Raw genomic sequence first — 24,415 nt, forward strand, 5'->3', positions numbered from 1 at the left:
GGCGTGACCGACGGGCCCGCGGGCCCGCGGCGCGTCCTGCGCCTGCCACGACGCACCGGCGCCGGCCTCCACGTCCTGGCCCTGGCTGGGGCCTGGCTGGGCCTCTCGGTCCTGGCCGGGCTGACCCTCTTCCTCGGCTCCTCGCGCGAGGTCACCCTCGCCAGCCACGACGCCGTGCTCCAGCCGACGCTCTCGCGCCAGGTCGTGGTGCGCACGGGACCGGTCCTGCCCGACCTGCGCATCGACTCCGGGGCTCCTCTCGGTGTCGACGTGCGACTCGGCAAGACCGACGCCTCCAGCACCGAGGAGCTCGTGGACCGGTACGCCGTGATCGCCTCCAGCCCCGAGGGTGCCCGGGCCCGCGTGCGCGAGGCCGTGGTCGACATGGCGTGGCAGGCCGCGCTGCGCGGGGCGGCCGTGGGCGCCGTACCCGTGCTGTTCTGGGTGCTGGTCGGCCCGGCGCGCCGACGCGAGCTGCTGCGCTCGGTGCCGAGCCGGCGCGGGGCCGTCGCCGTCGCGGCCGTCACTGCGGTGGGGCTGGCCTGGTGGCAGCCGTGGACGCCGGCCGACGAGCGGGTCGAGGACGCGCGGCCGTGGATCCCGCTGGCGGAGTTCCTGGGTCCGCAGGTGCCGCTGCCGGAGGAGCTGGACGGGGTGGAGGTGCGCGGCGACGTCACCACCAGCCAGACCCGACGGCTGATCGAGAGCGCGGTCGACACCTACGAGAAGTCGCGCGGGTTCTACGCCCAGGCCGCCGAGGACGCGCTCGAGCTGGACCTGCGCGAGCCGGCCGAGGACGAGACCGTCGCCATCCTCGTCTCCGACCGCCACGACAACATCGGGATGGACCCCGTCGCGCGCGCGGTGGGCGACCGGGCCGGCGCGACGGTCGTGCTCAACGCCGGCGACGACACCTCGACCGGAGCGACCTGGGAGGCCTTCTCGCTGGACTCGGTCAGCGCCGCCTTCGACGGCTACGACCGCTTCGGCGTGGCGGGCAACCACGACAGCGGCGACTTCGTGGCCGACTACCTCGTCGACCACGGGTGGACGATGCTCGACGGCGAGGTCGTCGAGGGCCCCGGCGGCAGCACCCTGCTGGGCGTCGCCGACCCGCGGTCCTCCGGCCTCGGCAGCTGGCGCGACGAGACCGGGCTCTCCTTCGAGGAGGTCGGCAGCCGGCTGGCCGACGTGGCCTGCGACACGGCCGCCGAGGACGGGCCGATCGGCACCCTGCTCGTCCACGACGTCAACCTGGCCTCCGAGGCCCTCGCGCGCGGCTGCGCCGACCTGGCGGTGGGGGGGCACCTGCACGTCGAGGTGGGCCCCGACCCGGTGGTCGGTCCCGAGGGGCAGGTGGGCTACCGCTACACCAACGGCACGACGGGTGGGGCGGCGTACGCCATCGCCCTCGGCTCCAAGCCGCGCCGCGAGGCCCAGATGACCCTGGTGACCTACCGCGAGGGTCGGCCGGTCGGTCTGCAGGGCGTCTTCCTGCAGACCAACGGTCGCTGGGAGGTCGGGGAGTACACCGTCCTGGTCCGGCCCGACACCGTCACCGGCGCCGAGGAGGACGGCGGGCCCGGCGAGGAGCAGCAGGGCTCGGTCCTCGTGCCCTCGCCCTCGGGGACCCCGGACCCGGGGCCGGCGAGCGGTCCGGGCACCGGCCCGCGCGAGCAGGGCCCGGACGCCGACGACGCCACCGGCCGCCCCCGGGAGCAGGATCGCCGCGACGGCAGGTAGAACACGTTCTCGTGATCCGCGTCACTTCCGGGGGTGGGGTTCGTTGAGCCCCTCGACGCAACAGGCGACCACGAGGAGGTCCGGTGTCCCGCTCCCGCACCAGGGTGGCGACGGTGTCCGTCGCGCTCGTGATGGTCCTCAGCGCCTGCGGCTCCCAGCTCGCGCCCGCAGACGTGGTCGCGGCGGGGGGCACGGCCCCGGGCGGGGTCGTGGTCGGCGCCGACGGCCAGCCGGTCTCCGCCGACCGTGGGACCACCGGAGGCACCACCGGCTCCGACGGCGGCACCACGGGCGGCACCGGGACGGGAGCCACCGGGGGCGGCGGCACGACCGGTGGCGGCACCACGGGCGGCACGACCGGCGGCGGCGCCGGCCCGGGCGAGGGGCCGCCGATCAAGACCGGGTCGTGCGAGGGCTTCCAGAACGGCCCCGGCATCACCGACGACACCATCACCATCGGCAACTCCTCCGACATCTCCGGCCCGGTGCCGGGGCTCTTCGAGTCCGCCCAGGACGCCACGAAGGCCTTCGTCGCCTACTTCAACCGGGTCAACCCCGACGGCATCTGCGGACGCACCCTGGTCCTGAAGAACTACGACTCCCGCACCGACGCCAGCGCCGACCAGCGCAACCACGTCGACGCCTGCGAGAACGTCTTCGCCATGGTCGGCTCCATGTCGGCCTTCGACTCCGGCGGCGCGGCCACGACCGAGGCCTGCGGCCTGCCCGACATCCGTTCTGCCGGCGTGACCGGCGACCGCCAGGAGTGCTCCACCTGCTTCGGTGCCCAGTCCACGATCGCCGGCGAGGTCAACAACGCGGTCGCCGACTACGTGCTGGAGAACTTCCGCGACGCCTCACAGAACGCCGCGAGCCTCTACATCAACGCCGGTGCCGCTGCCGAGAACGGCCAGTTGCAGCCGCGCGCGATGACCCAGCGAGGGATGCGGTTCACCGTCGTCCGGGGCATCGAGACCTCGGAGTTCAACTACGCGCCGTTCGTGCAGGAGCTCAAGGACGAGGGCGTGGGGTACGTCCAGATGACCGCCGCGGTCCCGCAGTTCGTGCGCCTGGCCCAGGCGATGACCCAGCAGGGCTACGAGCCCGACGTCTTCATGATCGACCCCACGGCCTACGAGCCGGCGCTGATCGAGCAGGGCGGCGAGGACGTGGAGGGCATCACGATCTACACGAACTTCGTGCCCTTCGAGGAGGCCGACCGCAGCCCCGAGACCAAGCTCTACCTCGACTGGCTGCAGACGACCAAGCCCGGGGCGACGCCGGACTTCTTCGGGGTCTTCTCGTGGTCCGCGGCGCGGCTCTTCGTCGAGCTCGCGGCGGGCCTGGGCGGCAAGCTCTCGCGCGAGACCCTGCTCGAGGCCATCCGTGGCACCGACGACTGGACCGCCAACGGCCTGCACGCGCCGCAGAACGTCGGGCCCAAGCGCACCGGCGAGTGCTTCCGCTTCCTGCAGGTCAGGGGCGGGAAGTTCGTGCCGCTCGGCAGTCGCGACTACACCTGCAACGGCACCACCGTCGTGCGCTGAGCCCAGATCGGGAGGCTGAGCCGTCGGGACACGGGGCCGTCCGGGGCGTCAGCGGCCGGGCAGGTGCGAGGCCGCCGTGCGCACGAGCTCCCGCAGCGGTACGCCGGAGCGCGGGTGGATCCAGTGCCGGGCCGCCCAGCCCCACAACCCGAGCGAGACCGCGGCGGCGACCGAGGCGGCCTCGTCGGGGCGTTCCAGCCCGCGTCGGCGGGCCAGTCCGAGGCCGACCGCCGCCTCCCACGCGGTGAGCGCCTCCGCCGAGCGACCGCGCAGGGCGGGTGAGGTGGCGGCCGCGACCGCGCGCAGCCGGACCCGGTCCCGCTCGGGCTCGAGCTCGATCGCCATCCTCTCCAGCACCCACACGGCGGCGGCCAGGTCGTCGAGCCCGTCGGGTGCGAGGAGCAGCAGCGCCAGGATCCGCTCGCGCCGTGCGGCCCAGCCCATGTCCAGCACCTCGTCCTTGGTGGCGAAGTAGCGGAAGAAGGTGCGGGGCGAGACCTCCGCCCGCTCGGCGATCGCCTCGACCGTGGTCGCGTCGAAGCCGTCACGGGCAAAGAGGGTCAGCGCGGCGTCCTCGAGGGCGCGGCGGGTGCTGCGCTTGTGCTGCTCGCGGCGCCCGAGCGCGAGCGGGTCGTCCGCGCCCGGGACGGGGTCCTCGGCGGGGTCCTCGGCGGGGTCGCCGCCGGTCTGCTGGCTCGGCACCTCAGTCGCCGGCGACGGCCGCGCGCACGCGGTCCTCGGTGTCCGGGACGCTGAAGGTGGCACCGGCGCCACTGCGCAGGACGACCTTCTCCAGCCGGCCGGTGAAGGCGAAGGGCGGGCGGTAGTCCCCGCACAGCGGGAGCCCGCGGTCGCGGCCGACGGTCAGTCCCACGGCGGCCGAGGACAGCTGCGGCAGGAAGAACGTCCCGCGCACCTCGCCGGAGGCCACCACGCGGTCGTCGACGGACAGCTCGAGGCGCTGCGGCCCGTCCGCGCCGGCCGGACGCAGGTCGAGCCCGACGACGTGGGCACCGGCGGGAACGGGCTCAGAGGCCTGCACCCGGTCGGTGGCGTCGAGCAGCGCGAAGCAGGCCGTCGGACGACCGTCGAGGAGGTAGACGCCCCAGCCGCCCTGGTGGTCGCCGATGGCGGCCAGGATGCCCGAGGCGTGCTCGTCGGGGACCTCCACGTGGGCGCGCAGGGAGAAGCCGCCGCCGGTGGCGGGCAGCATCGGCTCCACCACGGGGGCGCCGCCGGGACGGTAGGTCGCCTCCTGCGGGGGTGGGAACTCGCCGGGGTGCAGGTGGAACATCGACCCGGGGAACTCGAAGAGCGGCAGCACCTGGTTGCGGCCGGCCTCGGCCCACCACAGGCCCTCCATCCGGCGTACGAGGTCGGGGTGGGCGTCGGCGAGGTCGGTGCTCTCGGAGAAGTCCGAGCGCAGGTCGTAGAGGGACCAGCGGTCGGTGGCGTGGTCGAAGCTGCCGGTCACGTGGTCGCGCTCGCCGAACTGGTTCGCGACGTGGTCGGTCACGGCCTTCCAGCCGTCGAGGTAGAGGCTACGCGAGCCCATCATCTCGAAGTACTGCATCGGCCGGTGCTCGGCGGCCCCGGCGTCGGTCAGGCTGGCCAGGAAGGACGCACCGTCCACCGGCTGCTGGGTCACGCCGTCGACGGCCTCGGGCAGGTCGACGCCGGCGGCCTCCAGCAGGGTGGGGAAGAGGTCCACGGCGTGGGTGAACTGACCCCGCACGGCGCCGGGGTCGGGGACCCGGCTGGGCCAGCGCAGCACGAACGGTGCGCGCACCCCGCCGAGCCAGGAGTAGCGCTTCCACAGCCGCAGCGGGGTGTTGCCGGCCCACGCCCAGCCCCAGGGGTAGTGGTTGGAGGCGTTGGGCCCGCCGAGGTCCTCGATCCGGTCCATCGCGGTCGCGGCGTCGGGCTGCAGGCCGAGCCAGCCGGCGGCCTCGTTGGGCGTGCCGCTGGGTCCGCCCTCGGCGCTGGCGCCGTTGTCGGACATCACCATCACGATCGTGTCGTCGGCGATCCCGATCTCCTCGAGGAAGTCGAAGAGGCGTCCGAGGTGGTGGTCGGTGTGGGTGAGGAAGCCGGCGAAGACCTCCATGTAGCGGGCGTAGAGCCGCTGCTCGTCGGCGGTGAGGGAGGACCACTCCGGGACCCAGGACGGGCGGTCGGTCAGCACGGTGTCGGCGGGGATCACGCCGGCGGCGACCTGGCGGGCGAAGACCTCCTCGCGGTAGGCCTCCCAGCCGTGGTCGAAGGCGCCGCGGTAGGGCTCGACCCACTCCGGGTCGACCTGGTGGGGGGCGTGCGCGGCGCCGGTGGCGAGGTAGCAGAAGAACGGCTTGCGGGTCGTGGCCTGCTGCTGGTCCTGGATCATCCGGATCGTCTCGTCGACCAGGTCCTCGGTGAGGTGGTAGCCCTCCTCGGGCGTGGCCGGCGGCTCGACGTGGTGGTTGTCGCGCACCAGCTCCGGTGCCCACTGGCTGGTCTCGGCGCCGAGGAAGCCGTAGTACTTCTCGAAGCCCTGGCCCAGCGGCCAGCGGTCGAAGGGGCCGGCCGCGGAGGTCTCGGTGCGCGGCGTGAGGTGCCACTTGCCGACGGCCATCGTGTTGTAGCCGCTGTCGCGCAGCAGCCGTGCCATCGTGGCCGCGCTGCGCGGGATCCGGCCGGTGTAGCCGGGGAAGCCCATCGCGGCCTCCTCGGTGACGCCCATCCCGACGGCGTGGTGGTTGCGACCGGTCAGGAACGCCGCTCGGGTCGAGGAGCACACGGCCGTCACGTGGAAGCGCTGGTAGCGCAGGCCCTGCTCGGCCACCTCGTCGATGCGCGGCGTCGCGATCCCGGAGCCGAAGCAGCCGAGCTGGGCGAAGCCGACGTCGTCGAGCACGACCATGACCACGTTCGGGGCGTCGGCGCCCGGGCGCGGGTAGGGGACCGGGCGCGACTGCGAGGCCAGGGCCTGGTCGACGACGTGCTGCGGGGGCGGGATCGCGGGCATGCGGGGAGCGTAGGCGGCCAGCGAGCCGAGTGGCAGCCGGATGCCACTTCCGGCTCGGCACTCGCATGAAAAACTAGAACGTGTTCCACTTGGTGAGACGGTCCTGGCTGTGGGCTGCGCCACCCCTTTGCCTGTGTGGGAGGCGTCACCTTTCACCCGGGTGGTCGTTTATTCCCACGAATGTGAACCTTGTTCATCACCCCAGGAGGTCTGGTGTCCGTGACCCACCCGGTCCGCACCCGCACGCACGTCCGTCGCGCGGCTCTCTCGGTCGCCTCTGCGAGCATGGCGCTCCTCCTGGCGGCCTGTGGTTCGCAGCTGGACCCCAGCCAGGTGGCCGGCGCCGGGGGCACCCTCGGTGCAGGGGGGGTCGTGGTCGGCCCCGACGGCCAGGTCGTGGCCGCCGACGGCTCCGTGCCCGGCGCGGTGGGCGGTGACGCGAGCGGTGCCGGCGGGACCGGCGGCACGACGGGCTCCGGGGGTACGACGGGCAGCGGCGGCACCGGGGGCTCGACCGGCGGCACGGCCGGCGGCCCCGGCGCGGACGCGCCGATCCCGACGGGCAGCTGCGAGGGGTTCAAGAACACCACCGGCATCACGGACAGCACGATCACCATCGGCAACGCCTCCGACATCTCCGGCCCGGTCCCGGGACTCTTCGAATCGGCCCAGGACGCGGTCAAGGCCTTCGTCGCCTACTACAACCGCAGCAACCCCGACGGCATCTGCGGCCGCTCGATCGAGCTGAAGAACTACGACTCCCGCACCGACGCGAGCGCCGACCAGCGCAACTACGTCGACGGGTGCGACAACGTCTTCGCGATGGTCGGCTCGATGTCGGCCTTCGACTCCGGTGGCGCCTCCACCGCCGAGGGCTGCGGGCTGCCGGACATCCGCTCCACCGCGGTGACCGGGGCGCGCTCGGAGTGCAGCACCTGCTTCGGCGCCCAGTCGACGGTCGCCAGCCAGTTCCAGAACGCCGTCCCCGACTTCTTGAAGAAGAACTTCCCCCAGGCCGCGCAGAACGCCGCGATGGTCTACCTCAGCGCCGGCGCAGCGGCTGAGAACGGGCAGCTCCAGCCGAAGGCCATGACCGAGCGCGGGATGAAGTTCGTCTACCAGCAGAGCGTGGACACCACGGAGTTCAACTACGCGCCGTACGTCCAGGAGCTGAAGAACGAGGGCGCGCGGCACGTGCAGTTCCTCGGCGGCATCCCGCAGTACGTCCGGATGGCGCAGGCCATGGAGCAGCAGGGCTACGACCCCGACGTCTTCGTGGTCGACCCGACCGCCTACCACCCCGACTACGTCGAGGGCGCCGGCAGTGCGGCCGAGGGCACGGTGGCCTTCATCAACTTCGTGCCCTTCGAGGAGGCATCCACCAACTCCGAGATGCAGCTCTACACGAGCTGGCTGCAGCAGACCAAGCCCGGTGCGACGCCCGACTTCTTCGGCCTCTTCGCCTGGTCGGCGGCCCGGCTGTTCGTCGAGCAGGCCTCCAAGCTCGGCGGCAAGCTCTCCCGCCCCGCGCTGGTCGAGGCGCTGCGCAGCGTGGACAAGTGGACCGCCAACGGCATGCACGCCCCGCAGAGCGTCGGCCCCAAGCGCACCGGTGACTGCTGGCGCTTCGTCCAGGTCAAGAGCGGCAAGTGGGTGCCGATCGGTGGGACCAAGTACACCTGCACAGGCGTCACGGAGGTCTCCTGATGAGCTCGTTCCTGGCCTTCACCATCTTCGGGCTGGTCTCGGGGGCGGCGTACGCCATCGCGGCCTCGGGGCTGGTGCTGACCTACTCCACGACCCGCGTCTTCAACATCGCCCACGGTGCGCTCGGCATGCTGCTGTCCTTCGTCTTCTGGGACTTCAGCGTGCGGCAGGGGATGCCCACGCTGCTGGCGCTCTTCCTGGTGCTCTTCGTGGTCGCGCCCGCCATCGGCTGGTTCCTCCAGCGCTTCGTGGCCCGCGGCCTGGGTGACGCGCCCGTCTCGGTCTCCCTCGTGGTGACCGTGGCGATCCTCGTGGCGACGCTGGGCCTGGCCCAGCAGGTCTGGCCGCCGGAGGCCCGCTCGGTGCAGCCGTTCTTCGCCGGCACCTCCTACGAGATGTTCGGGTTCTTCATCACCGCCCACCAGATCCTCACCATCGTGCTGTCCCTGGTGGTGGCGGTCGGGCTCTACGTCCTGCTCAACCGCACCCGCATCGGCACCGCGATGCGCGCCTCGGTCGACAACCCCGAGCTGCTCAAGCTCTTCGGCGGCCAGCCCGAGCGCGTCGCCGCGCTCTCCTGGGCCATCGGCACCTCGCTGGCGGCCCTCGCCGGCGTCCTGCTCGTCTCGACCGTGGGCCTGGACTACTTCGCGCTGCTGCTGCTCGTCATCAACGCCTTCGCCGCGGCGATCCTGGGCCGCCTGCAGAACCTCCCGCTCACCTTCGTCGGGGCGATGGCGCTGGGCCTGGTCACCTCCTACGCCTCGGGCTACCTGCCCACCGACGGGCTGCTCAACTCCGTGCGCAACGTCGTCCCGGCGCTGTTCCTCTTCGCCGTCATCGTGCTGATGCCCCAGGCGCAGCTGCGCATCGGCCAGGTCAAGGGCATCGTCTCCGCGCCGCTGCCCAGCCCGTTCAAGGCCCTGTCGTGGTCCGGTGCGCTGCTCCTGGGCGTGGCCCTCGTCGCCGGCGCCCTCAGCGAGGCCAACCTGCTGCTGGTCGGCACGGCGGCGACGTACGCCATCGTGATGCTCTCGCTGGTGCTGCTCACCGGCTACGGCGGGCACGTCTCCCTGGCGCAGATCACCTTCGTCGGCGTGGGCGCGTTGGCCTACATCAAGATCGACAGCCCCAACCTCGTCGGCCTGCTGCTGGCCGGCCTGGTCGCTGCCGGGGTCGGCGCGCTGGTCGCGCTGCCGGTGATCCGGCTGACCGGTCTCTACCTCGCGCTGGCCACGCTCGCCTTCGCCGTGATCATGGACCGGATGATCTTCCAGGCCGACTTCGCCTTCGGCTTCAACGGCTCGCTCTCGGCCGAGCGGCTCTCGATCCTCGGCTACCAGGTCGACTCCACGGCCGGCTACGTCTGGGTGATGGCGGTGTTCTTCGTCCTCATGGGCCTGGCGCTGCTCGTCGTCCGGGCCGGCCCGCTCGGCCGGATGCTCGTCGCCCTGCGCGACAGCCCGGCCGCCTGCGGCACCCTCGGGCTGGACCAGCGCTGGTTCCGCGTCGGCCTCTTCGCCGCCTCGGCCGGCATGGCCGGCATCGCCGGGGCGCTGTACGCCGGGCTGCGCGGCACCGTGGGCGCGGCCGAGTTCCAGTTCTTCGGCTCCTTCACCCTGCTGCTGCTCGCGGTCGTCTTCGGCGTCACCTCGGTGACCGGCGCCGCGCTCGGCGGGGTCGGGCTGATGATGCTCCCGGTGCTCCAGGCCGACTACCCCGGCATCGCCGGCCTCTTCTTCGTCGTCATCGCCGTGGGCGCGATCCTGCTGGCCCGCGACCCCAACGGCCTGGCCAACCAGCTCTTCCGCCTCGGCCGCCTGCTCGACCGCCGCTTCGGCAACCGGATCCGCGAGCGGATCCCCGTGCTCCCGGTCCCCGGCGGCAGCCTGGGCGGGATGCGGGAGCAGGCCCGGGCCGAGCACGACGCCAACGCCGCGGCCGACCACTCACTGACCACCGTCGGACTCGGCGGCGGTGCGGCCACGACCCCCGGCCCCGACCAGGGACCGGCAGAGAACAAGGAGCCCGCCGGTGTCTAGCTTCGCCGAGACCTTCGCGGGTTCGCACCGCTCGAGCGGCCGCCACGACGGGCCGCTGCTCGAGGTCGACCACGTGGTCGTGCAGTTCGGCGGCGTCACGGCCGTCAACGAGGCCTGCTTCACCGCCGACCCCGGCACCGTCACCGGGCTGATCGGGCCCAACGGCGCGGGCAAGACGACCTGCTTCAACGTCATCTCCGGGCTGCAGAAGCCCACCCGCGGCACCGTGCGCTTCCAGGGCAAGGATGTCAGCTCGACCCCCGTCCACCGGCGCTCCAAGCGCGGCATGGGCCGCACGTTCCAGCGCCTGGAGGCCTTCGGGTCGCTCAGCGTCCGCGACAACGTCAAGGTCGCCGCCGACATCCACCGCGGCGTGCTCAAGGGCTTCCTCCCCGGGGGCCACGGCAAGAACATCGACGCCCTGCTGGAGCGGGTCGGCATCGCGGCGTACGCCGACGAGCGCGCCGACTCGATCCCGACCGGCACCGCGCGCTTGCTCGAGCTGGCCCGGTGCCTGGCCGGCGACCCGAAGCTGCTGCTGCTCGACGAGCCGTCCTCCGGCCTGGACGAGACCGAGACCGACGCGTTCGGCGACCTGCTGCGCGACCTGGCCGCCGAGGGGCGCGCCATCCTCATGGTCGAGCACGACATGGACCTGGTGATGGCGGTCTGCGACGTCATCCACGTCCTGGACTTCGGCTCGATCATCGCCTCGGGCGACCCGGCCACCATCCGCCGCGACCCCGCGGTGCAGAAGGCCTACCTCGGCTACTCCGACGAGGACGACGCCGACGCCGACGCCGACGCGCACACCGTCACCGACCTGCCGGCCGTCTCCGACGACACGATGGTCATCCCCGCCGCACGCGAAGGAGTGGGCTCGTGAGCGTGCCGATCCTGGAGATCGTCGACCTGCACGCGGCGTACGGCCGCATCGAGGTGCTGCGGGGGGTGAACCTCTCGGTGCCCAAGGGCGCGGTCATGGCGCTGCTCGGCCCCAACGGCGCGGGCAAGTCCACGCTGGTCAAGGTCATCTCGGGGCAGAAGAAGCCCACCTCGGGCGACATCCACCTCGGCGGCGTGCACGTGCGCACCGGCGGCCCGGAGGAGCTGGCCCGCCTCGGCCTGTGCACGATCCCCGAGGGCCGCTCGGTCTTCCCGAACCTCACCGTCGAGGAGAACCTCCTCCTCATGTCGTACGCCGGGGTGCCGGCCGAGGCCGTCCTCGAGACCGCCTTCGCCTACTTCCCGCGCCTGAAGGAGCGCCGCAAGCAGCTCGCGGGCACGATGTCGGGCGGCGAGCAGCAGATGGTCGCGATGTCGCGGGCGCTGGCCTCCGACCCGGCCCTGCTGCTGCTCGACGAGCTCTCCATGGGGTTGGCCCCGCTGATCGTCGACGAGCTCTACGAGACCGTCGGCCGGATCACCGAGACCGGCGTCTCGATCCTGTGCATCGAGCAGTTCGCCCGCACGGCCCTGAAGATCTCCGACTACGCCGCCGTCATGTCGGGCGGTCGGGTCGTGGCCACCGGCGAGCCCGACGAGATCCTCGAGACCATGTCCGACGTCATCCTGGGAGGTGCCGCATGAGCGGCCGTCGCACTGTCCTCCGGCGCTCGCGCGCCCGTCGCCTCGGGGCCGGCCTGGCCGCCTCGGCGGTCGTGTCCCTCGCGCTGCCCCTGGCCGGAGGCGCCACCGCGGCGCCGGCGCCCTCGAGCGCGCCGGTCACCGCCGCGTCCGTGCGCGCCGCGGACCCGGAGTTCGCCGGGTACGCCGCCACGACGACGTCCACGCCGGTCCGGCTGGAGATCTTCGAGCCGACCATCCCGATCCCGGCCAAGCCGGAGGCCGAGCTCAACATCGGCTACAGCTCCGTCGTCGCCGACTCCTCCACCACGCGTGGGCGCGCGTCGCTGCTGTGGCCGGGTCCCGCCGTCGGTGAGGGCTTCAAGACCATCGTGGAGAACCTCGGGCTCCCGCCGGAGCTGGCCGGGCCGATCGCCGAGCAGGGCTACCCGGTCCAGGTGAACTCCAACCACCCGGCCGGCCCCGCCTCGCAGTCCGACGAGCAGTTCCCGGGCTCCATCCAGCGCACCAGCGCCTCGGCCGAGAAGACCACCGCCGCGGCCGGCTACTCCACCGACTGCCGCCTCGGGCAACCCGGTGAGGCCCCGGCCGACGGCGAGGGCGGCGAGGGCGGCGAGGAGGGTCCGATCCCCGGTCTCCCCGGTCTGCCTGGCCTGCCCGGGCTGCCGATCCCCGGTCTCGACGGGCTCTCCGGCCTCACCACCGGCCTGAGCACCGTGACCTCCGGGCTCGGCGACGGCCTCGGCTCGCTGACCGGCGCGCTCGGCGGCAAGGGCAACCGCGCCGAGGAGGAGGAGGTCGCCTGCCCGATCCCCGCGCAGCTCGCGCTCCTCATCGACGTCGGCGGCATGGGGGCCACGTCCACCGTGACCCGCGGCGAGGGCGAGGACGGGATCGAGCGGGTGCGCGCGACCTCGCGCAGCGCGCTCGGCGAGATCAGCCTCCTGGGCGGCGTCATCACCCTCGACGGGGTCGTCTCGACCGCCACCGTGACCAGTGACGGTGCGAGGGCCGTCACGCGCGGCGTCACCGACTACGGCACCCTCACCATCGCCGGCCAGAAGTTCCGCTTCGGGTCCGACGGCTTCGAGGCCGCCGGGCAGGGCCAGGACCTGCCGGGCCTGCCGGCCGACCCCAACCAGGCGCTCGAGGCGCTGGGCATCCAGCTGTTGCTGCCCCAGCCCACCGAGGAGACCGACAAGGACCAGGGCTCGGTCGCCGTCGGCGGACTGCAGATCGTCATCGACGCCGGCGTCCTGCGCCGTCAGCTCGACGTCCTGCCGATCGACCAGATCTCCGAGGCGATCAGCGGCCTGCCGTTCCCCGAGGAGGCGGCGCAGCTGAAGAGCCTGCTCGGTGCTGCTCTCAACCTCGCCCCGAAGTTCGTGCTCACCCTCGGCAACGCGTCCTCGGCGGTCGACACCAGCCCCGAGATCGAGATCCCCGAGGTCAAGCCGGGACAGACCGACAACGGCCAGAACGGGCCGGTCTCCGGCGGCGGTCCCGGTGTCGGTGGCTCCGCCGGGGTCCCCGGCGCTCCTGCAGCCGGCGCGCCGGTCGACGCCCCCGCGGCCGGCGGCGGCGAGCCCGCCATCGGCGACGACGCCCTGGTCGACGCAGCGCCTGCCGGCGCCGGGCTCCCCGAGCTGTTCTCCATCCCGGGCGCGCTGTTCTTCGGCGCCATCATCCTGGCGACGGTGCTCGGCTCCTACCTCCGACGCCTCGGCATCCTCGCCCTCGGTGGCGGGGCCGCCTGCGCCCACGGCCTGCAGTCGGGCCTGCCCGACCTCCGCAAGGCCTGACCGGCCCCGCGCCGACGTACCCACCTGCAGCACCTGCCACCGCCACGATCGACTGGAGACCCGCGATGACCGACACCACCCTCTCCACCCCCGCCTCCGGCTCGCGCCTCGGCGCGGGTGCTGCGATGCCGCGTGCCGGCTCCCGGGGCGGTGGCTCCGGCGCCGCGCCGGTGGTCAACAACAACTACAAGCTGCTCCAGGTCGTGCTGTTCTGGGCCGGTGCGGTGCTGCTGCCGCTCGGCCTGGTCGTCATCGTGCTGGGGTGGTACGGCGCGGCCAACACGCCCTTCGAGTACGACCAGATCTCCTACCTGGTCTCCGGCGGCCTGCTCGGCCTGGGCCTGACCTTCGCGGGCGGGTTCCTCTACTTCGGGGCGTGGCTGGCCCGGATCGCCGACGACGGTCGCGAGTCCTCCAAGCGCCTGGCCGACACCCTGCTCGTGCTGGCCGACGTCACCTCGCGGGCCGCGGCGATCCACGCCCCGGAGACCGACACCGACGCGCTGCCCGTCGTCGCCGGTGACGGCACCACGCTGCACCGCCGCGACTGCTCGCTCATCGCCCACCGCGACGACCTGCGTCCCGCCGGCGCGAACGCCGCCCACCTCACCGCCTGCCGGGTCTGCAGGCCGTAGGACACGCGGTCGCGGGGTGCGCGGCGCCGCGCTCGGCCGGGCACGCGCCGCGGGGCGCGGACCGACGACGGCGGCCCCCTTCGTCGCTACCAGCCCTCGGGGCTCAATCGGTGGGGATGACCTCGACCGGCTTGGAGCCCAGGACGGTGTCGACGTAGTCGCGGGCGGTCTCGAAGATGTCGACCTCGTGCCCGGCGCGCTCGGAGAGGTACCACCGGTGCTCGAGGACCTCGTGGAAGAACTCCGCGGGCTCCAGGCGGCCGCCCAGGCCGCTGGGGACCAGGCGGGTGATCGGCTCGTAGATCTCGGTGAGCCAGCGCGAGGCCACGATGCCGCGGTCCTCGCGTCCGAGGTCGTGGTGTGCCGAGAAGGAGGCCATGTCGTTGAGGAGGCGACGGGCCTGGGCGTCCTCGACGTCGAGCCCGGTGAGGGCCTGCAGCTCGCGGCGGTGGTGGCCGAGGTCGACGACCCGGGGCTGGATGCGGACGCGGTCACCGTCGAGGTCGGTGACGATGTCGAGCTCCTCGACGTCGAAGCCGAGGTCGTTGAGCCGCTCGATCCGCTGCTCGATCCGCCACATCTCGTGGGTGGAGAACTCCTCCTGGTCGGTGAGCTCGGCCCACAGCTCGTCGTAGCGCCGCGCGAGCATCTCGACCACCTCGTGCGGTGAGACCTCGCCGGCCACGGCGTTGCTGGCCTGGAGGTCGAGCAGCTCGGCGAAGACGTTCTCGGTGCCGACGGTGACGTCGTGCTCGCGCAGGCGGCGCGAGAGCTGGTCCTTGAGCTCGCCGGTCTCGGCGTCGACGAGGTAGGCCGCGAACCCGCCCGCGCTGCGGCGGAAGAGCACGTTCGACAGCGACACGTCGCCCCAGTAGAAGTCCGCGAGGTGCAGCCGCACGAGCAGCACCACCAGGGCGTCGACGAGCGAGGGCAGGTTCTGCGCGGTCGCGCCGTGCGAGAAGAGGCTGCGGTAGGGCAGCGAGAAGCGCAGGTGCTCGGTGAGCAGGCACGCCGGCAGCGGCTCGCCGGCGGCGTCGGTGCGCCCGGTGACGACCCCGAGGGGCACGACGGCGGGCAGGCCCATGCGCTGGAGGTCGCGCAGGGTGCGGTACTCCCGGAACGCGATCTCCTCGACCGTCTCCTTGACGGCGTACACCCGCTCGCCCTGGCGCACGATCCGCACCACGTGCCGCGACAGGCCACGGGGCAGCGGCACGACCACGTCGGTGCCCCACTCCTCCAGCGGCGTGGACCAGGGCAGCCGGACCAGGCCGGGGTCGGGTCGGGCGGCGACGATCCGCATGGGTGGAGGGTACGCCGGTGGCCCCGGGTCCGGCTCCGCCTTCAGACCGCCCAGAGCGTGACCGAGGGCCCGTCGACCGGGCCGTCGGGCTCGGTGTTCAGGAGCAGCTCGGGCGTCGTCGCCAGCGGCAGGTCGAGCGGGGCGCCGGCGGCCCGGCGGGCGACGACCAGGACGGTCCCGGCGGGGTGCTCGCGCAGGAACGCCAGGCAGTCCTCGTCGACGTGCGCCCACCGCAGGCCGCCGTGCACGAGGGCGGGGTGCTCGCGGCGCGCGGCCGCCAGGGCGGCGTACGTCGACAGGGTGGCCTCGTCCCAGGTCTCGCGGCGGTGCCAGGGCATCGGGCGGCGCGAGTCCTCCCCGAGGACGCCCTCGAGCCCGATCTCGTCGCCGGCGAAGAGCATCGGCACGCCGGGCAGCGTGAACTGCAGCCCGGCCGCGACCCGGTGCAGGGTGCCGGACCCGGTCAGGGTGCGGATGCGGGCGGAGTCGTGGGAGCCGAGGATGTTCCAGGACTGGGCGGTGGCGCGCCAGCCGTAGCGGGCCTGCCACTCGCGGATCGTGCGGTGCACGAGCGGACCGCCGCGGCGGGCGACCGGCAGCGGGCGGCCGAAGGCACGGGCGGGGGAGCCGGGGTCGCGCAGCCACGACCAGACCGGCCAGGAGAAGCCGGAGTAGTTCATCGTGCCGTGCCAGCCGTCGCCGTCGAGGTCGGCGGAGGCGTCGTGGTTGTGCTCGCCGATGACCCAGGCGTCGCCGCGCTCGGCCTCGGCGGTGCGGCGCACGGCGCGCGCGACGTCGTGGTTGACGTCGATCCCGCCGAGGCGACCGGTCATGTTGGCGACGTCGATCCGCCACCCGTCGAGGCCGACGGGCGGGCGCATCCAGCGGGCGACGACCGAGTCCGGTCCCTCGACCATCGCGGCGCGCATCGCCTCGCTGGTGTGGTCGAGCTTGGGCAACGTGTGGTGGCCCATCCAGCACTCGTAGGAGCCGTCGGGGCGGAAGCAGTACCAGTCGCGGTGGGGGTCGTCGGGGTCGGTGTGCGCCGCGCGGAACCACTCGTGGGTGTCGCCGGTGTGGTTGGAGGTGAGGTCGCCCAGCAGCCGCATCCCGCGATCGTGCAGCCCCTCGGCCAGCCGCGCGTAGGCCTCGTCGCCGCCGAGCAGGTCGTCGACCCGGTCGAAGGTGCTGGCGTTGTAGCGGTGGTTGCTCTCGCCGGGGAAGACCGGGGTCGTGTAGAGCGCCGTCGCCCCGGTCGCCTGCACGTGGTCGAGGTGCTCGGTGACCCCATCGAGGTCGCCCCCGAAGTACTGCAGCGGGGTGCGCGGGTCGGTGCCCTCGAAGACCACCTCGTCGTCCCACGCGGCGGGCACGGCCCACGGCGGTGTCTCGCGCTCGTCGGCCGCAGCGCTGCGCGCGAACCGGTCGGGGAAGACCTGGTAGACCACGGCCTCCCGGCCCCAGGCGGGGGCGGCCGGGTGCGCGCTGACCTTGAAGTCGAAGGCGTCCGGCCCGTCGTGCTCGACGACGCCGGCCGCGGTCAGCCAGCGCTGCGTGCCGTCGGCGTGGGCCAGCAGGAAGCGGTAGTGCGTGACGGGGTTGTGCACCGGCAGCTCGCCCTCCCACCAGCGAGCGCCCGGGTCCGCGCCGACCGCGCCCACCGCCGGGTCGGGCACGTGCGGGGCGCAGGCGTGGAAGACCGGCTCGGCGTCGTACGTCGTGCGGAGCCAGACGCGCTCGACCTCGCCGGCCGGGTCCGCGGCGTGGGTGCGCAAGCGGACCTTGACCGGCCAGCCCAGGGCCGGGGTCTCGGTGTCGAGGTAGAGCGGGGAGCCGTCGTGGTGGGGCTCGTGCAGCAGGCTCATGGGGTCATCGTGGCCGATGACGCGCGCGCTTGCCGCCGGACTAGAACGTGTTCTAGGTTCGCGCCCATGAGTCGCGTCGTCGTCGTCACCGGGGCAGCCTCCGGCATCGGGTTCGCCACCGCGGAGCGCTTCCGCGACCTGGGGGACACCGTCTTCGGGCTGGACATCGCCCCCACCGTCCCCGAGGGGGTGACGTACGTCGAGTGCAACGTCGGCTCGAAGGCGGCCGTCGACGAAGCCATCGCGGTGTGCGCCGAGGGCGGGCGCATCGACGTGCTGGTCAACGTGGCGGGCGTCGTGCAGTTCGGCCGGTTCGAGACCGTCACCGAGGAGGTCTTCGACCGGACCCTCGACATCGACCTGAAGGGCCCGTTCTTCCTCATGCAGGCCGCCCTGCCGCACCTGCGTGCGGCCAAGCGCAGCTGCATCGTCAACGTCTCCTCCGTGGCCGGCCGGATCCCGCAGCCCTACTCCGCGGCGTACTCCGCCGCCAAGGGCGGGCTCACCCAGCTCACCCAGGCCCTCGCGCTCGAGCTCTCGCCGGAGGGCATCCGGGTCAACGCCGTCTGCCCCGGCACCGTCGCCACCCCGCTGGTCGACCAGGTCGCCGCGTCCTACCCGCCCGACCTCGACGCCCGCGTGCAGGACCGCCTCATCATGATGCTGCCCGGCCGGGCGATCACCCCCGACGAGATCGCCTCCTCGATCGTCTACCTCGCCTCGCCCGAGGCCCGGATGATCACCGGCTCGGTCCTCGCCTTCGACGGGGGCATGGGCTGATCGGCGTACCGGTCCGGGTTCGTCGGCTACCCGACAAACCCGGCCACGCGACGACAGACCTTCGTCGTCGGACTTCCGGGTCCTGACGTCACCCGACAAACCCGGCGGGGTCGTCCGGCCTTAGGATCGGCGAGCCCGGGGGACCGGGCGTCGCCGCGTTAGCTCAGCTGGTAGAGCATCCGTCTTGTAAACGGAAGGTCGTCGGTTCGACCCCGTCACGCGGCTCCACGCGTCAACGGAGTGCGCCCGACGCGCCAGGCGCGTCGTCGGCACTCCGGTCGCCGGACCCCGGGTTCAGGGCGCTCAGTGCACCCGGCGCGGCGTGAACGTCGCCGGCGGGTCCGCGATCGCGTCCTGGGCGTCGACGAGCCGGATCTCGCGGTGGCCCGAGGCGAGGGTCTCCTCGAGGATCGCGAAGACCGTGCCGGTCGTGCGGGCCAGGGCGTCGGCGGGGGAGCCGGTCTCGTGCAGGTGGGCGAGGTAGAGCGCTGCCGTGACGTCGCCGCAGCCGTTGGGGGTGATCGGCAGCAGCGGGGTGGTGACCGCCCAGGCGCCCTCGTCGGAGACGGCCAGCACCTCCAGGTGTCCCTCGGGCACCTCGTCGTGCAGCACCGAGGTGACCAGGACGTGCCGGGGGCCGCGGGCGCGGACGACCTCGACGGCGGCCAGCACGTCCTCCAGGGTGCGCGTGGTGGTGCCGGCGAGGAAGTCCAGCTCGAAGTGGTTGGGGGTGATGACGTCGGCGGCCGGGACGACGGTGTCGCGCAGGAACTCCGGGATGCCCGGGCGCACGAACATCCCGCGGCCCACGTCGCCCATGACCGGGTCGCAGCAGTAGAGCGCGTCGGGGTTGAGCTCCTTGACCCGGGCCACCGCGTCGAGCACGACCCCGCCGACGGCCGGGTCGCCCTGGTAGCCCGACAGCACGGCGTCGGCGGTGCCGAGGGCTCCGCGGTCGTCGATGCCCGCGATGACCTCGGCGACGTCGGCCGGGTCGAGCAGGGGGCCGCGCCACGCGCCGTACCCGGTGTGGTTGGAGAAGTGGACCGTCAGCACCGGCCACACCTCGTGGCCGAGCCGCTGCAGCGGGAAGACGGCCGCCGAGTTGCCGACGTGGCCGTAGGCCACCGAGGACTGGATCGAGAGGACGCGCACGGGACCAGTATCGGGGTGGTCTCGGCGCCCGACCTCGTCGCTGGCGTTCCTCGGCCGCTCGACCACGGGACCGGCGCATGAAGAGCCGCGAAGAGTCCGCGAGATCGACTAGAACAGGTTCCAGTTCTGGCGTAGGGTGAGCGCCGACACATTCCGTCGGTATGTCAAGGGTGGATCATGGCGAAGAAGGCTCCCTACTCCAACGAGGCTGACTACGTCGTCGTCGGCTCCGGCTCCTCCGGTGCGGCGATCGCCGGCCGCCTGGCCCAGTCCGGTGCGCGCGTCATCGTGCTGGAGGCGGGCAAGACCGACGAGAAGTTCCTGACCAAGAAGCCCGGCATGATCGGGCCGATGCACGCGGTCCCCGAGATCAAGCGGACCGTCGACTGGGGCTACTACTCGGTGCCGCAGAAGCACATCCTCGACCGCAAGATGCCCGTGCCGCGCGGCAAGGTGCTCGGCGGCTCGAGCTCGGTCAACGGGATGGTCTACGTGCGCGGCAACCGCGCCAACTACGACTCCTGGGCCGCTGAGGGCTGCACCGGCTGGGACGCCGACAGCGTCAACGCGGCGTACCGCCGGATGGAGGACTACGAGGGCGGTGCCGACGAGTTCCGCGGCGAGGGCGGACCGATCCGGGTCACCGTCAACAAGACGCCGCAGGAGGGGTCGCTCGACTTCATCCAGGCCACCGCGGAGGTGACCGGCTGCCGGGTCCTCGACGACTACAACGGCGCCTCGCAGGAGGGTGTCGGCCGGATGCAGCAGAACGCCGCCGACGGCCTGCGCTACTCCGCCTCCCGCGGCTACATCCACCACCTCGCGCCGTCGACCCTCGAGGTCCAGACCCAGGTGCTCGTCACCAAGGTCGTGATCGAGAACGGCCGGGCCACCGGGGTCCGCGTCCGCGACAAGGACGGCTCCGAGCGCACCATCCGGGCGGGCAAGGAGGTCATCCTCTCGGCCGGCTTCGTCGGCTCCGCGCAGATCCTCATGCTCTCCGGCATCGGGCACGCCCAGCACCTGAAGGACCACGGCATCGAGGTCGTCGCGGACCTCCCGGTCGGCGACAACCTGCACGACCACATGTTCCACGCGATGACCTTCCACACCACGACGTCGAAGCTGCGCGGCAAGCCGCTCTTCTTCGCCAAGGGCGTGGCCAAGGAGGTCCTGCGCCCCGGCTCGACGTTCCTGGCCAACTCCGTCTTCGAGGTGCTCGCCTTCCTCAGGTCCAGCCAGGCCGTCGGCAACGTCCCGGACCTGCAGCTGCACCTGCTGCCGTGGGCCTACGTCTCGCCCAACCAGGACGAGCCGATCCGCCACGACGTGGACCCGCGTCCCGCGCTGACGGTCCTGACGACCCTGATCTACCCCAAGAGCCGCGGCACCCTGCGCCTGGCCTCGGCCGACCCGACCGCGACGCCGCTCATCGACCCGGCGTACCTCGCCGAGTCCGCCGACCTCGACCTGCTCACCGAGGGCTCGGAGCTGGTCCGCGAGATCTTCGCGGCGAAGGCCTTCCGCGGCACGGTCAAGGACGAGATCCACCCCGGCAAGGCGCTGCAGGGCTCCGACCTGCGCCAAGCGATCCTCAACCGCGCGACCTCGGTCTACCACGGCGTCGGCACCTGCAAGATGGGCGTCGACGAGACCGCCGTCGTGACCCCCGACCTCAAGGTCCGCGGCGTCGAGGGCCTGCGCGTGTGCGACGCCTCGATCATGCCGTCGATCACCGGGGGCAACACCAACGCGCCGGCCATCATGATCGGCGAGCGCGGGGCCGACCTCGTGCTCGGCCGCGGCTGAGAGGCACGTCCATGACGACCACCACGAACACGACGACCGCCCCCGTCCGGCTCGAGCGACCGGCCTCGGTGACCGACGCGCTGCTCGCGCGGCTGGTCGCCCGGGTCTCCAGCGACGGCTCGATGGCTCCCTGGCACCTCACCGAGGTCTACACCGGCGAGAAGCTGGTCGAGCTGCCGCAGTCGAGCCCGGCCGACATCGAGCGCGCGTTCGCCGCGGCCCGCTCGGCCCAGGCGCAGTGGGCGCGGCGCAGCGTCGAGGACCGGCTGAAGGTCTTCAAGAAGGCCCACCAGCTCTTCCTCGACAACGCCCAGCTCACCGCGGACCTGATCCAGGTCGAGTCCGGCAAGAACCGCCGGATGGCGATCGAGGAGACCTGCGACCCGCCGATGGTGATGGGGCACTACCTCAAGCGCGCCAAGAAGCTGCTGGCCCCCGTCACGCGCGGCGGCCCGGTCCCGTTCCTCACCACCTCGACCGAGGTGCGGATGCCCAAGGGCGTCGTCGGGATCATCGGGCCCTGGAACTTCCCCTTCGCGACCGGAATCTCCGACTCCATCGCGGCGTTGATGGCCGGCAACGCCATCGTGCTCAAGCCCGACAACAAGACCGCGCTCTCGCCGCTGTGGGGCATCGAGATGCTCGAGCGGGCAGGCCTGCCCCAGGGTCTGTTCCAGGTCGTGTGCGGCGAGGGCCCCGACGTCGGTCCGACCTTCATCGACAACGCCAACTACGTCATGTTCACCGGCTCGACCGCGACCGGTCGCGTGATCGGCGAGCGCTGCGGGCGCAACCTCATCGCCTGCTGTCTCGAGCTCGGCGGCAAGAACCCGATGATCGTGCTCGAGGACGCCGACCTCGACGAGGTCGTACAGGGGGCGATCTTCGGCGCGTTCGGCAACACCGGCCAGATCTGCATGCACATCGAGCGGATGTACCTCCCGCGCTCGCGCTACGAGGAGTTCAAGGCGAAGTTCGTCGCCGCCACCGAGGCGCTGGACGTGCGGGCGGCGTACGACTTCGGGCCCGACCTGGGCTCCCTGGTCTCCGTCGACCATATGGAGCGGGTCCGTGCGCACGTCGAGGACGCCGTCGCCAAGGGCGCCACCGTCCTCACCGGCGGCCGGGCCCGTCCCGACCTCGGCCCGGCGTTCTTCGAGCCGACCATCCTCGAGAACACCCCGCCGGACGCCCTCCACGCCACCGTCGAGACCTTCGGCCCCGTCGTGTCGCTCTACCCCTACGACACCGTCGAGGAGGCCATCGCCCTGGCCAACGACACCGACTACGGCCTCAACGCCTCGGTGTGGGGCGGTGACGTCGAGGCGGCCACCGCCGTCGCGCGGCGGATCGAGTCCGGCAACGTCAACGTCAACGACATCCTGGCCACCGCCTTCGCCTCGAAGGGCACGCCCTCGGGCGGCGTGAAGGCCTCCGGCGTCGGCGCCCGCCACGGCGACCAGGGCCTGCTGAAGTACACCGACGTGCAGCAGCTCGCGGTGCTCAAGAAGCAGGTCATGGGCGCCCGGCCGGGCCAGGACTACGACGAGTACGTCAAGGGGATGCTCGGCGGGCTGAAGATGATGCGGCGGCTCGGCATCCGCTGACCCGGAGCGGCTGACGCCGCTCAGCCCGTGGCGTACGGCGTCAGCAGCTGGTCCACGGGGGCGTGGTCGTCGGTGAGCACCATCGCCTCGCCCACCCAGGCGTCGAGGGCGGCGCCGGCGAGCGGGACCCAGCCGGTGTCGCGCTGCTCGAGCCCGGCCGCGACCGCGTCGAGGTCCACGGGTGAGTCCGAGGCGACGACCACGACGTTGCCCTGGCCGAGCCGGGCGGGCTCCCCGGTCTGCGACCCGCCGGCTGCCGGTCGCACCCCGGTCCCCGGCTCGCCGAGGGCCACGACGTGCTGGAAGACCTGCTGCAGGGTCCGCACCTCGGCCCGCACGAAGGCCATGTCGCCGTGGTCGATCAGGTTGACGACGTACGTGCCACCGGGGCGCAGCGCCCGGGACACCTCGCCCAGCGCCTCCTCCGTGGTGAGGTGCCACGGCACGCTGACGCCGCCGAAGGCGTCGCCGACCACCAGGTCGACGCTGTCGGTGGCCATCCGGCCGAGCCCGAGGCGGGCGTCCTCGACGCGCACCTCGACGTCGGCGCCGTCGGGCAGCGGCAGCTCCTCCTGGTCGATCTGCACGACGCCCGGGTCGATCTCCGAGACCGTGCTCGAGGTGCCGGGGCGGGTCTCGGCCAGCCAGCGCGGCAGGGTCAGCCCGCCGCCGCCGAGGAAGTAGGCGTCGAGCGGGTCGTCGCCGGCGTACGTCGCGTCGATGGCCGCCGCGGCGGCGCGGACGTAGGCGAACTCCAGGTGCTCGGGGTCGTCGACGTCGACGTAGGAGTGGCGCAGCCCGTCGAGGACGAGCAGCCGGCCGCCCTCGCGCTCGGGGTCCTCCTCGAGCAGGGCGCAGTGGTAGGCGGTCTCGACGTCGCAGCCACCGGGCAACCACGGGACCGCCAGGCCCCCGGCCGCCAGGACGCCCACGGTCGCCAGCGCGCCCGGGTGGCGGCGCGCGGACCAGGCGAACGGGAGGGCGGCGAGCACGAGCAGGACGCCCAGGCCGAGCAGGATCGCGGTGACGGGGATGCGCGAGACCAGCACGAACCCGGTCAGGACCGTGCCCGCGATCGCCCCCACCGTGCCGATGCCGGAGAGCTGCCCGACCACCGTGCCCGTGCGCTCGAGCGTGCTGAGCCGGAGCTTGGTGGCGATCGGGGTGACGGCCGAGAGCAGGGCGCCGGGCACGAGCACCATCAGCGCGGCCACCGGCAGCAGCAGCCCGGGGGCGCCCTCGGCGACCACCCGCAGCACCGACGGGGTCGCCGCGACCGCGGCCCCGGAGATCCCGAGCGCGGGCCCGAGCAGCCGTCGCGGGTCGCCGGCGTCGGCCGCCCGGCCACCGGCCCACGAACCGAGCGCGATCGCGGCCAGCGCCAGCCCGATGACGATGGTGCTGGTCTCCAGGGTCAGCCCGAGGTACGGCGCCAGCAGCCGCAGCGCCACGATCTCGACCACCAGGACCGCGGCCGAGGAGCCCGCCACCAGGGCGACGGCGGTCCGGTGCGACATGCCCGTGCCGTCCGTGCCGGTGCCCCTGCCGTCCGTGCCCGTGCCGGGGGCGCCCGGGGCGTCGCCCCCGGGCCCGGTGTGCTCGGCCGGGCCGTCGGGTCGTTGCTGCATGGCCCCGATCCTGGCAGGAGCCTGGTGGCCGACCGCGCCTGCCGACCGCGCGGCTGGGGGAGCCGTCTCAGCCTGGATCCGTAAGTTCTTGGCTGGCCCGGGAGGGTCGGGTGTGGCTGAGCCTTGATCGCCTTGCTGGTGGCTCCGGTGGATTGGCCGCCCGGCTTCTCCTGGGGCGCCTTGGCTGCTGATTGAGATGCG

The 24,415-nt window shown here is 73.0% G+C and carries 17 protein-coding genes and 1 tRNA gene; 12 read left to right on the top strand and 6 right to left on the bottom strand.

Going from position 1 to position 24,415, the window contains the following annotated elements:
* Nucleotides 1-3 precede the first annotated feature (3 nt).
* Complete coding sequence (locus ACYVID_RS15110) at nucleotides 4-1,743, top strand: metallophosphoesterase (RefSeq protein WP_460738405.1); 1,740 nt, start codon at nucleotides 4-6, stop codon at nucleotides 1,741-1,743.
* Nucleotides 1,744-1,856: 113 nt separating this feature from the next.
* Complete coding sequence (locus ACYVID_RS15115; RefSeq protein ID WP_460738406.1) at nucleotides 1,857-3,290, top strand: ABC transporter substrate-binding protein; 1,434 nt, start codon at nucleotides 1,857-1,859, stop codon at nucleotides 3,288-3,290.
* 48 nt (nucleotides 3,291-3,338) lie between these two features.
* Here the strand turns inward: ACYVID_RS15115 and ACYVID_RS15120 are convergent, their stop codons facing one another.
* Complete coding sequence (locus tag ACYVID_RS15120) at nucleotides 3,339-3,992, bottom strand: TetR family transcriptional regulator (protein WP_300644017.1); 654 nt, start codon at nucleotides 3,990-3,992, stop codon at nucleotides 3,339-3,341.
* A gap of 1 nt (nucleotide 3,993) precedes the next feature.
* Entirely contained in the window at nucleotides 3,994-6,294 is a 2,301-nt protein-coding gene (locus ACYVID_RS15125) for an arylsulfatase (protein ID WP_460738409.1), read from the bottom strand.
* A gap of 213 nt (nucleotides 6,295-6,507) precedes the next feature.
* Here ACYVID_RS15125 and ACYVID_RS15130 point away from each other — a divergent pair, with 213 nt between their 5' ends.
* From ACYVID_RS15130 to ACYVID_RS15155, 6 genes are all read left to right on the top strand, one after another.
* Nucleotides 6,508-8,001 carry an ABC transporter substrate-binding protein gene (locus ACYVID_RS15130; protein ID WP_460738411.1) on the top strand — a complete coding sequence of 498 codons (1,494 nt, stop codon included), beginning with the start codon at nucleotides 6,508-6,510 and terminating at the stop codon, nucleotides 7,999-8,001.
* Nucleotides 8,001-10,043, top strand: a complete 2,043-nt coding sequence (locus ACYVID_RS15135) for an ABC transporter permease (RefSeq protein ID WP_460738413.1) — start codon at nucleotides 8,001-8,003, stop codon at nucleotides 10,041-10,043. Before ACYVID_RS15130 ends, ACYVID_RS15135 begins: the two co-directional genes overlap by 1 nt.
* A complete protein-coding gene (locus tag ACYVID_RS15140) occupies nucleotides 10,036-10,929 on the top strand; it encodes an ABC transporter ATP-binding protein (protein ID WP_460738415.1) in 894 nt (297 codons plus the stop codon). Before ACYVID_RS15135 ends, ACYVID_RS15140 begins: the two co-directional genes overlap by 8 nt.
* Nucleotides 10,926-11,633 (top strand): ABC transporter ATP-binding protein, encoded by a 708-nt coding sequence (locus tag ACYVID_RS15145; protein WP_300644012.1) that lies wholly within the window; start codon nucleotides 10,926-10,928, stop codon nucleotides 11,631-11,633. Before ACYVID_RS15140 ends, ACYVID_RS15145 begins: the two co-directional genes overlap by 4 nt.
* Nucleotides 11,630-13,432 (top strand): choice-of-anchor P family protein, encoded by a 1,803-nt coding sequence (locus ACYVID_RS15150; RefSeq protein WP_460738417.1) that lies wholly within the window; start codon nucleotides 11,630-11,632, stop codon nucleotides 13,430-13,432. Before ACYVID_RS15145 ends, ACYVID_RS15150 begins: the two co-directional genes overlap by 4 nt.
* 65 nt (nucleotides 13,433-13,497) lie before the next feature.
* Nucleotides 13,498-14,067 carry a hypothetical protein gene (locus ACYVID_RS15155; protein WP_460738419.1) on the top strand — a complete coding sequence of 190 codons (570 nt, stop codon included), beginning with the start codon at nucleotides 13,498-13,500 and terminating at the stop codon, nucleotides 14,065-14,067.
* 103 nt (nucleotides 14,068-14,170) lie between these two features.
* On the opposite strand, the gene ACYVID_RS15160 is transcribed toward ACYVID_RS15155, so the two are convergent.
* Both ACYVID_RS15160 and ACYVID_RS15165 read right to left on the bottom strand, forming a co-directional pair.
* Nucleotides 14,171-15,370: a DUF4032 domain-containing protein gene (locus ACYVID_RS15160; RefSeq protein WP_460738421.1), complete on the bottom strand. Its 1,200-nt coding sequence runs from the start codon at nucleotides 15,368-15,370 to the stop codon at nucleotides 14,171-14,173.
* A 41-nt stretch (nucleotides 15,371-15,411) separates the two neighbouring features.
* The gene (locus ACYVID_RS15165; RefSeq protein ID WP_460738423.1) at nucleotides 15,412-17,235 is read right to left on the bottom strand and encodes a glycoside hydrolase family 13 protein; all 1,824 of its coding nucleotides are present in this window, start codon (nucleotides 17,233-17,235) and stop codon (nucleotides 15,412-15,414) included.
* A gap of 66 nt (nucleotides 17,236-17,301) precedes the next feature.
* Between ACYVID_RS15165 and ACYVID_RS15170 the strand changes: the two genes are divergently transcribed.
* Both ACYVID_RS15170 and ACYVID_RS15175 read left to right on the top strand, forming a co-directional pair.
* Nucleotides 17,302-18,015, top strand: coding sequence for an SDR family NAD(P)-dependent oxidoreductase (locus tag ACYVID_RS15170; RefSeq protein ID WP_460738425.1), 714 nt, complete (start codon nucleotides 17,302-17,304; stop codon nucleotides 18,013-18,015).
* A gap of 152 nt (nucleotides 18,016-18,167) precedes the next feature.
* Nucleotides 18,168-18,243: transfer RNA gene (locus ACYVID_RS15175), tRNA-Thr, on the top strand.
* Between the two features lie 75 nt (nucleotides 18,244-18,318).
* Here the strand turns inward: ACYVID_RS15175 and pdxY are convergent.
* A complete protein-coding gene (gene pdxY / locus ACYVID_RS15180) occupies nucleotides 18,319-19,170 on the bottom strand; it encodes a pyridoxal kinase PdxY (RefSeq protein ID WP_460738427.1) in 852 nt (283 codons plus the stop codon).
* A gap of 177 nt (nucleotides 19,171-19,347) precedes the next feature.
* Between pdxY and ACYVID_RS15185 the strand changes: the two genes are divergently transcribed.
* Together ACYVID_RS15185 and ACYVID_RS15190 are read left to right on the top strand one after the other, a co-directional pair.
* Nucleotides 19,348-20,979 carry a GMC family oxidoreductase gene (locus ACYVID_RS15185; RefSeq protein WP_460738429.1) on the top strand — a complete coding sequence of 544 codons (1,632 nt, stop codon included), beginning with the start codon at nucleotides 19,348-19,350 and terminating at the stop codon, nucleotides 20,977-20,979.
* Between the two features lie 11 nt (nucleotides 20,980-20,990).
* Nucleotides 20,991-22,586 carry a succinic semialdehyde dehydrogenase gene (locus ACYVID_RS15190; protein WP_460738431.1) on the top strand — a complete coding sequence of 532 codons (1,596 nt, stop codon included), beginning with the start codon at nucleotides 20,991-20,993 and terminating at the stop codon, nucleotides 22,584-22,586.
* Between the two features lie 20 nt (nucleotides 22,587-22,606).
* Here ACYVID_RS15190 and ACYVID_RS15195 read toward each other — a convergent pair whose 3' ends face one another.
* Nucleotides 22,607-24,214: a fused MFS/spermidine synthase gene (locus ACYVID_RS15195; protein ID WP_460738433.1), complete on the bottom strand. Its 1,608-nt coding sequence runs from the start codon at nucleotides 24,212-24,214 to the stop codon at nucleotides 22,607-22,609.
* Between the last annotated feature and the right edge of the window lie 201 nt (nucleotides 24,215-24,415).

This window comes from Nocardioides ginkgobilobae (assembly GCF_054781275.1).

Excerpts from the sequence above, each read along its gene's own strand:
- ACYVID_RS15125 (WP_460738409.1), bottom strand. The coding sequence starts at position 6,294 with ATGCCCGCGATCCCGCCCCCGCAGCACGTCGTCGACCAGGCCCTGGCC.
- ACYVID_RS15135 (WP_460738413.1), top strand. The coding sequence starts at position 8,001 with ATGAGCTCGTTCCTGGCCTTCACCATCTTCGGGCTGGTCTCGGGGGCG.
- ACYVID_RS15150 (WP_460738417.1), top strand. The coding sequence starts at position 11,630 with ATGAGCGGCCGTCGCACTGTCCTCCGGCGCTCGCGCGCCCGTCGCCTC.
- ACYVID_RS15155 (WP_460738419.1), top strand. The coding sequence starts at position 13,498 with ATGACCGACACCACCCTCTCCACCCCCGCCTCCGGCTCGCGCCTCGGC.
- ACYVID_RS15160 (WP_460738421.1), bottom strand. The coding sequence starts at position 15,370 with ATGCGGATCGTCGCCGCCCGACCCGACCCCGGCCTGGTCCGGCTGCCC.
- ACYVID_RS15165 (WP_460738423.1), bottom strand. The coding sequence starts at position 17,235 with ATGAGCCTGCTGCACGAGCCCCACCACGACGGCTCCCCGCTCTACCTC.
- ACYVID_RS15170 (WP_460738425.1), top strand. The coding sequence starts at position 17,302 with ATGAGTCGCGTCGTCGTCGTCACCGGGGCAGCCTCCGGCATCGGGTTC.
- ACYVID_RS15185 (WP_460738429.1), top strand. The coding sequence starts at position 19,348 with ATGGCGAAGAAGGCTCCCTACTCCAACGAGGCTGACTACGTCGTCGTC.
- ACYVID_RS15190 (WP_460738431.1), top strand. The coding sequence starts at position 20,991 with ATGACGACCACCACGAACACGACGACCGCCCCCGTCCGGCTCGAGCGA.
- ACYVID_RS15195 (WP_460738433.1), bottom strand. The coding sequence starts at position 24,214 with ATGCAGCAACGACCCGACGGCCCGGCCGAGCACACCGGGCCCGGGGGC.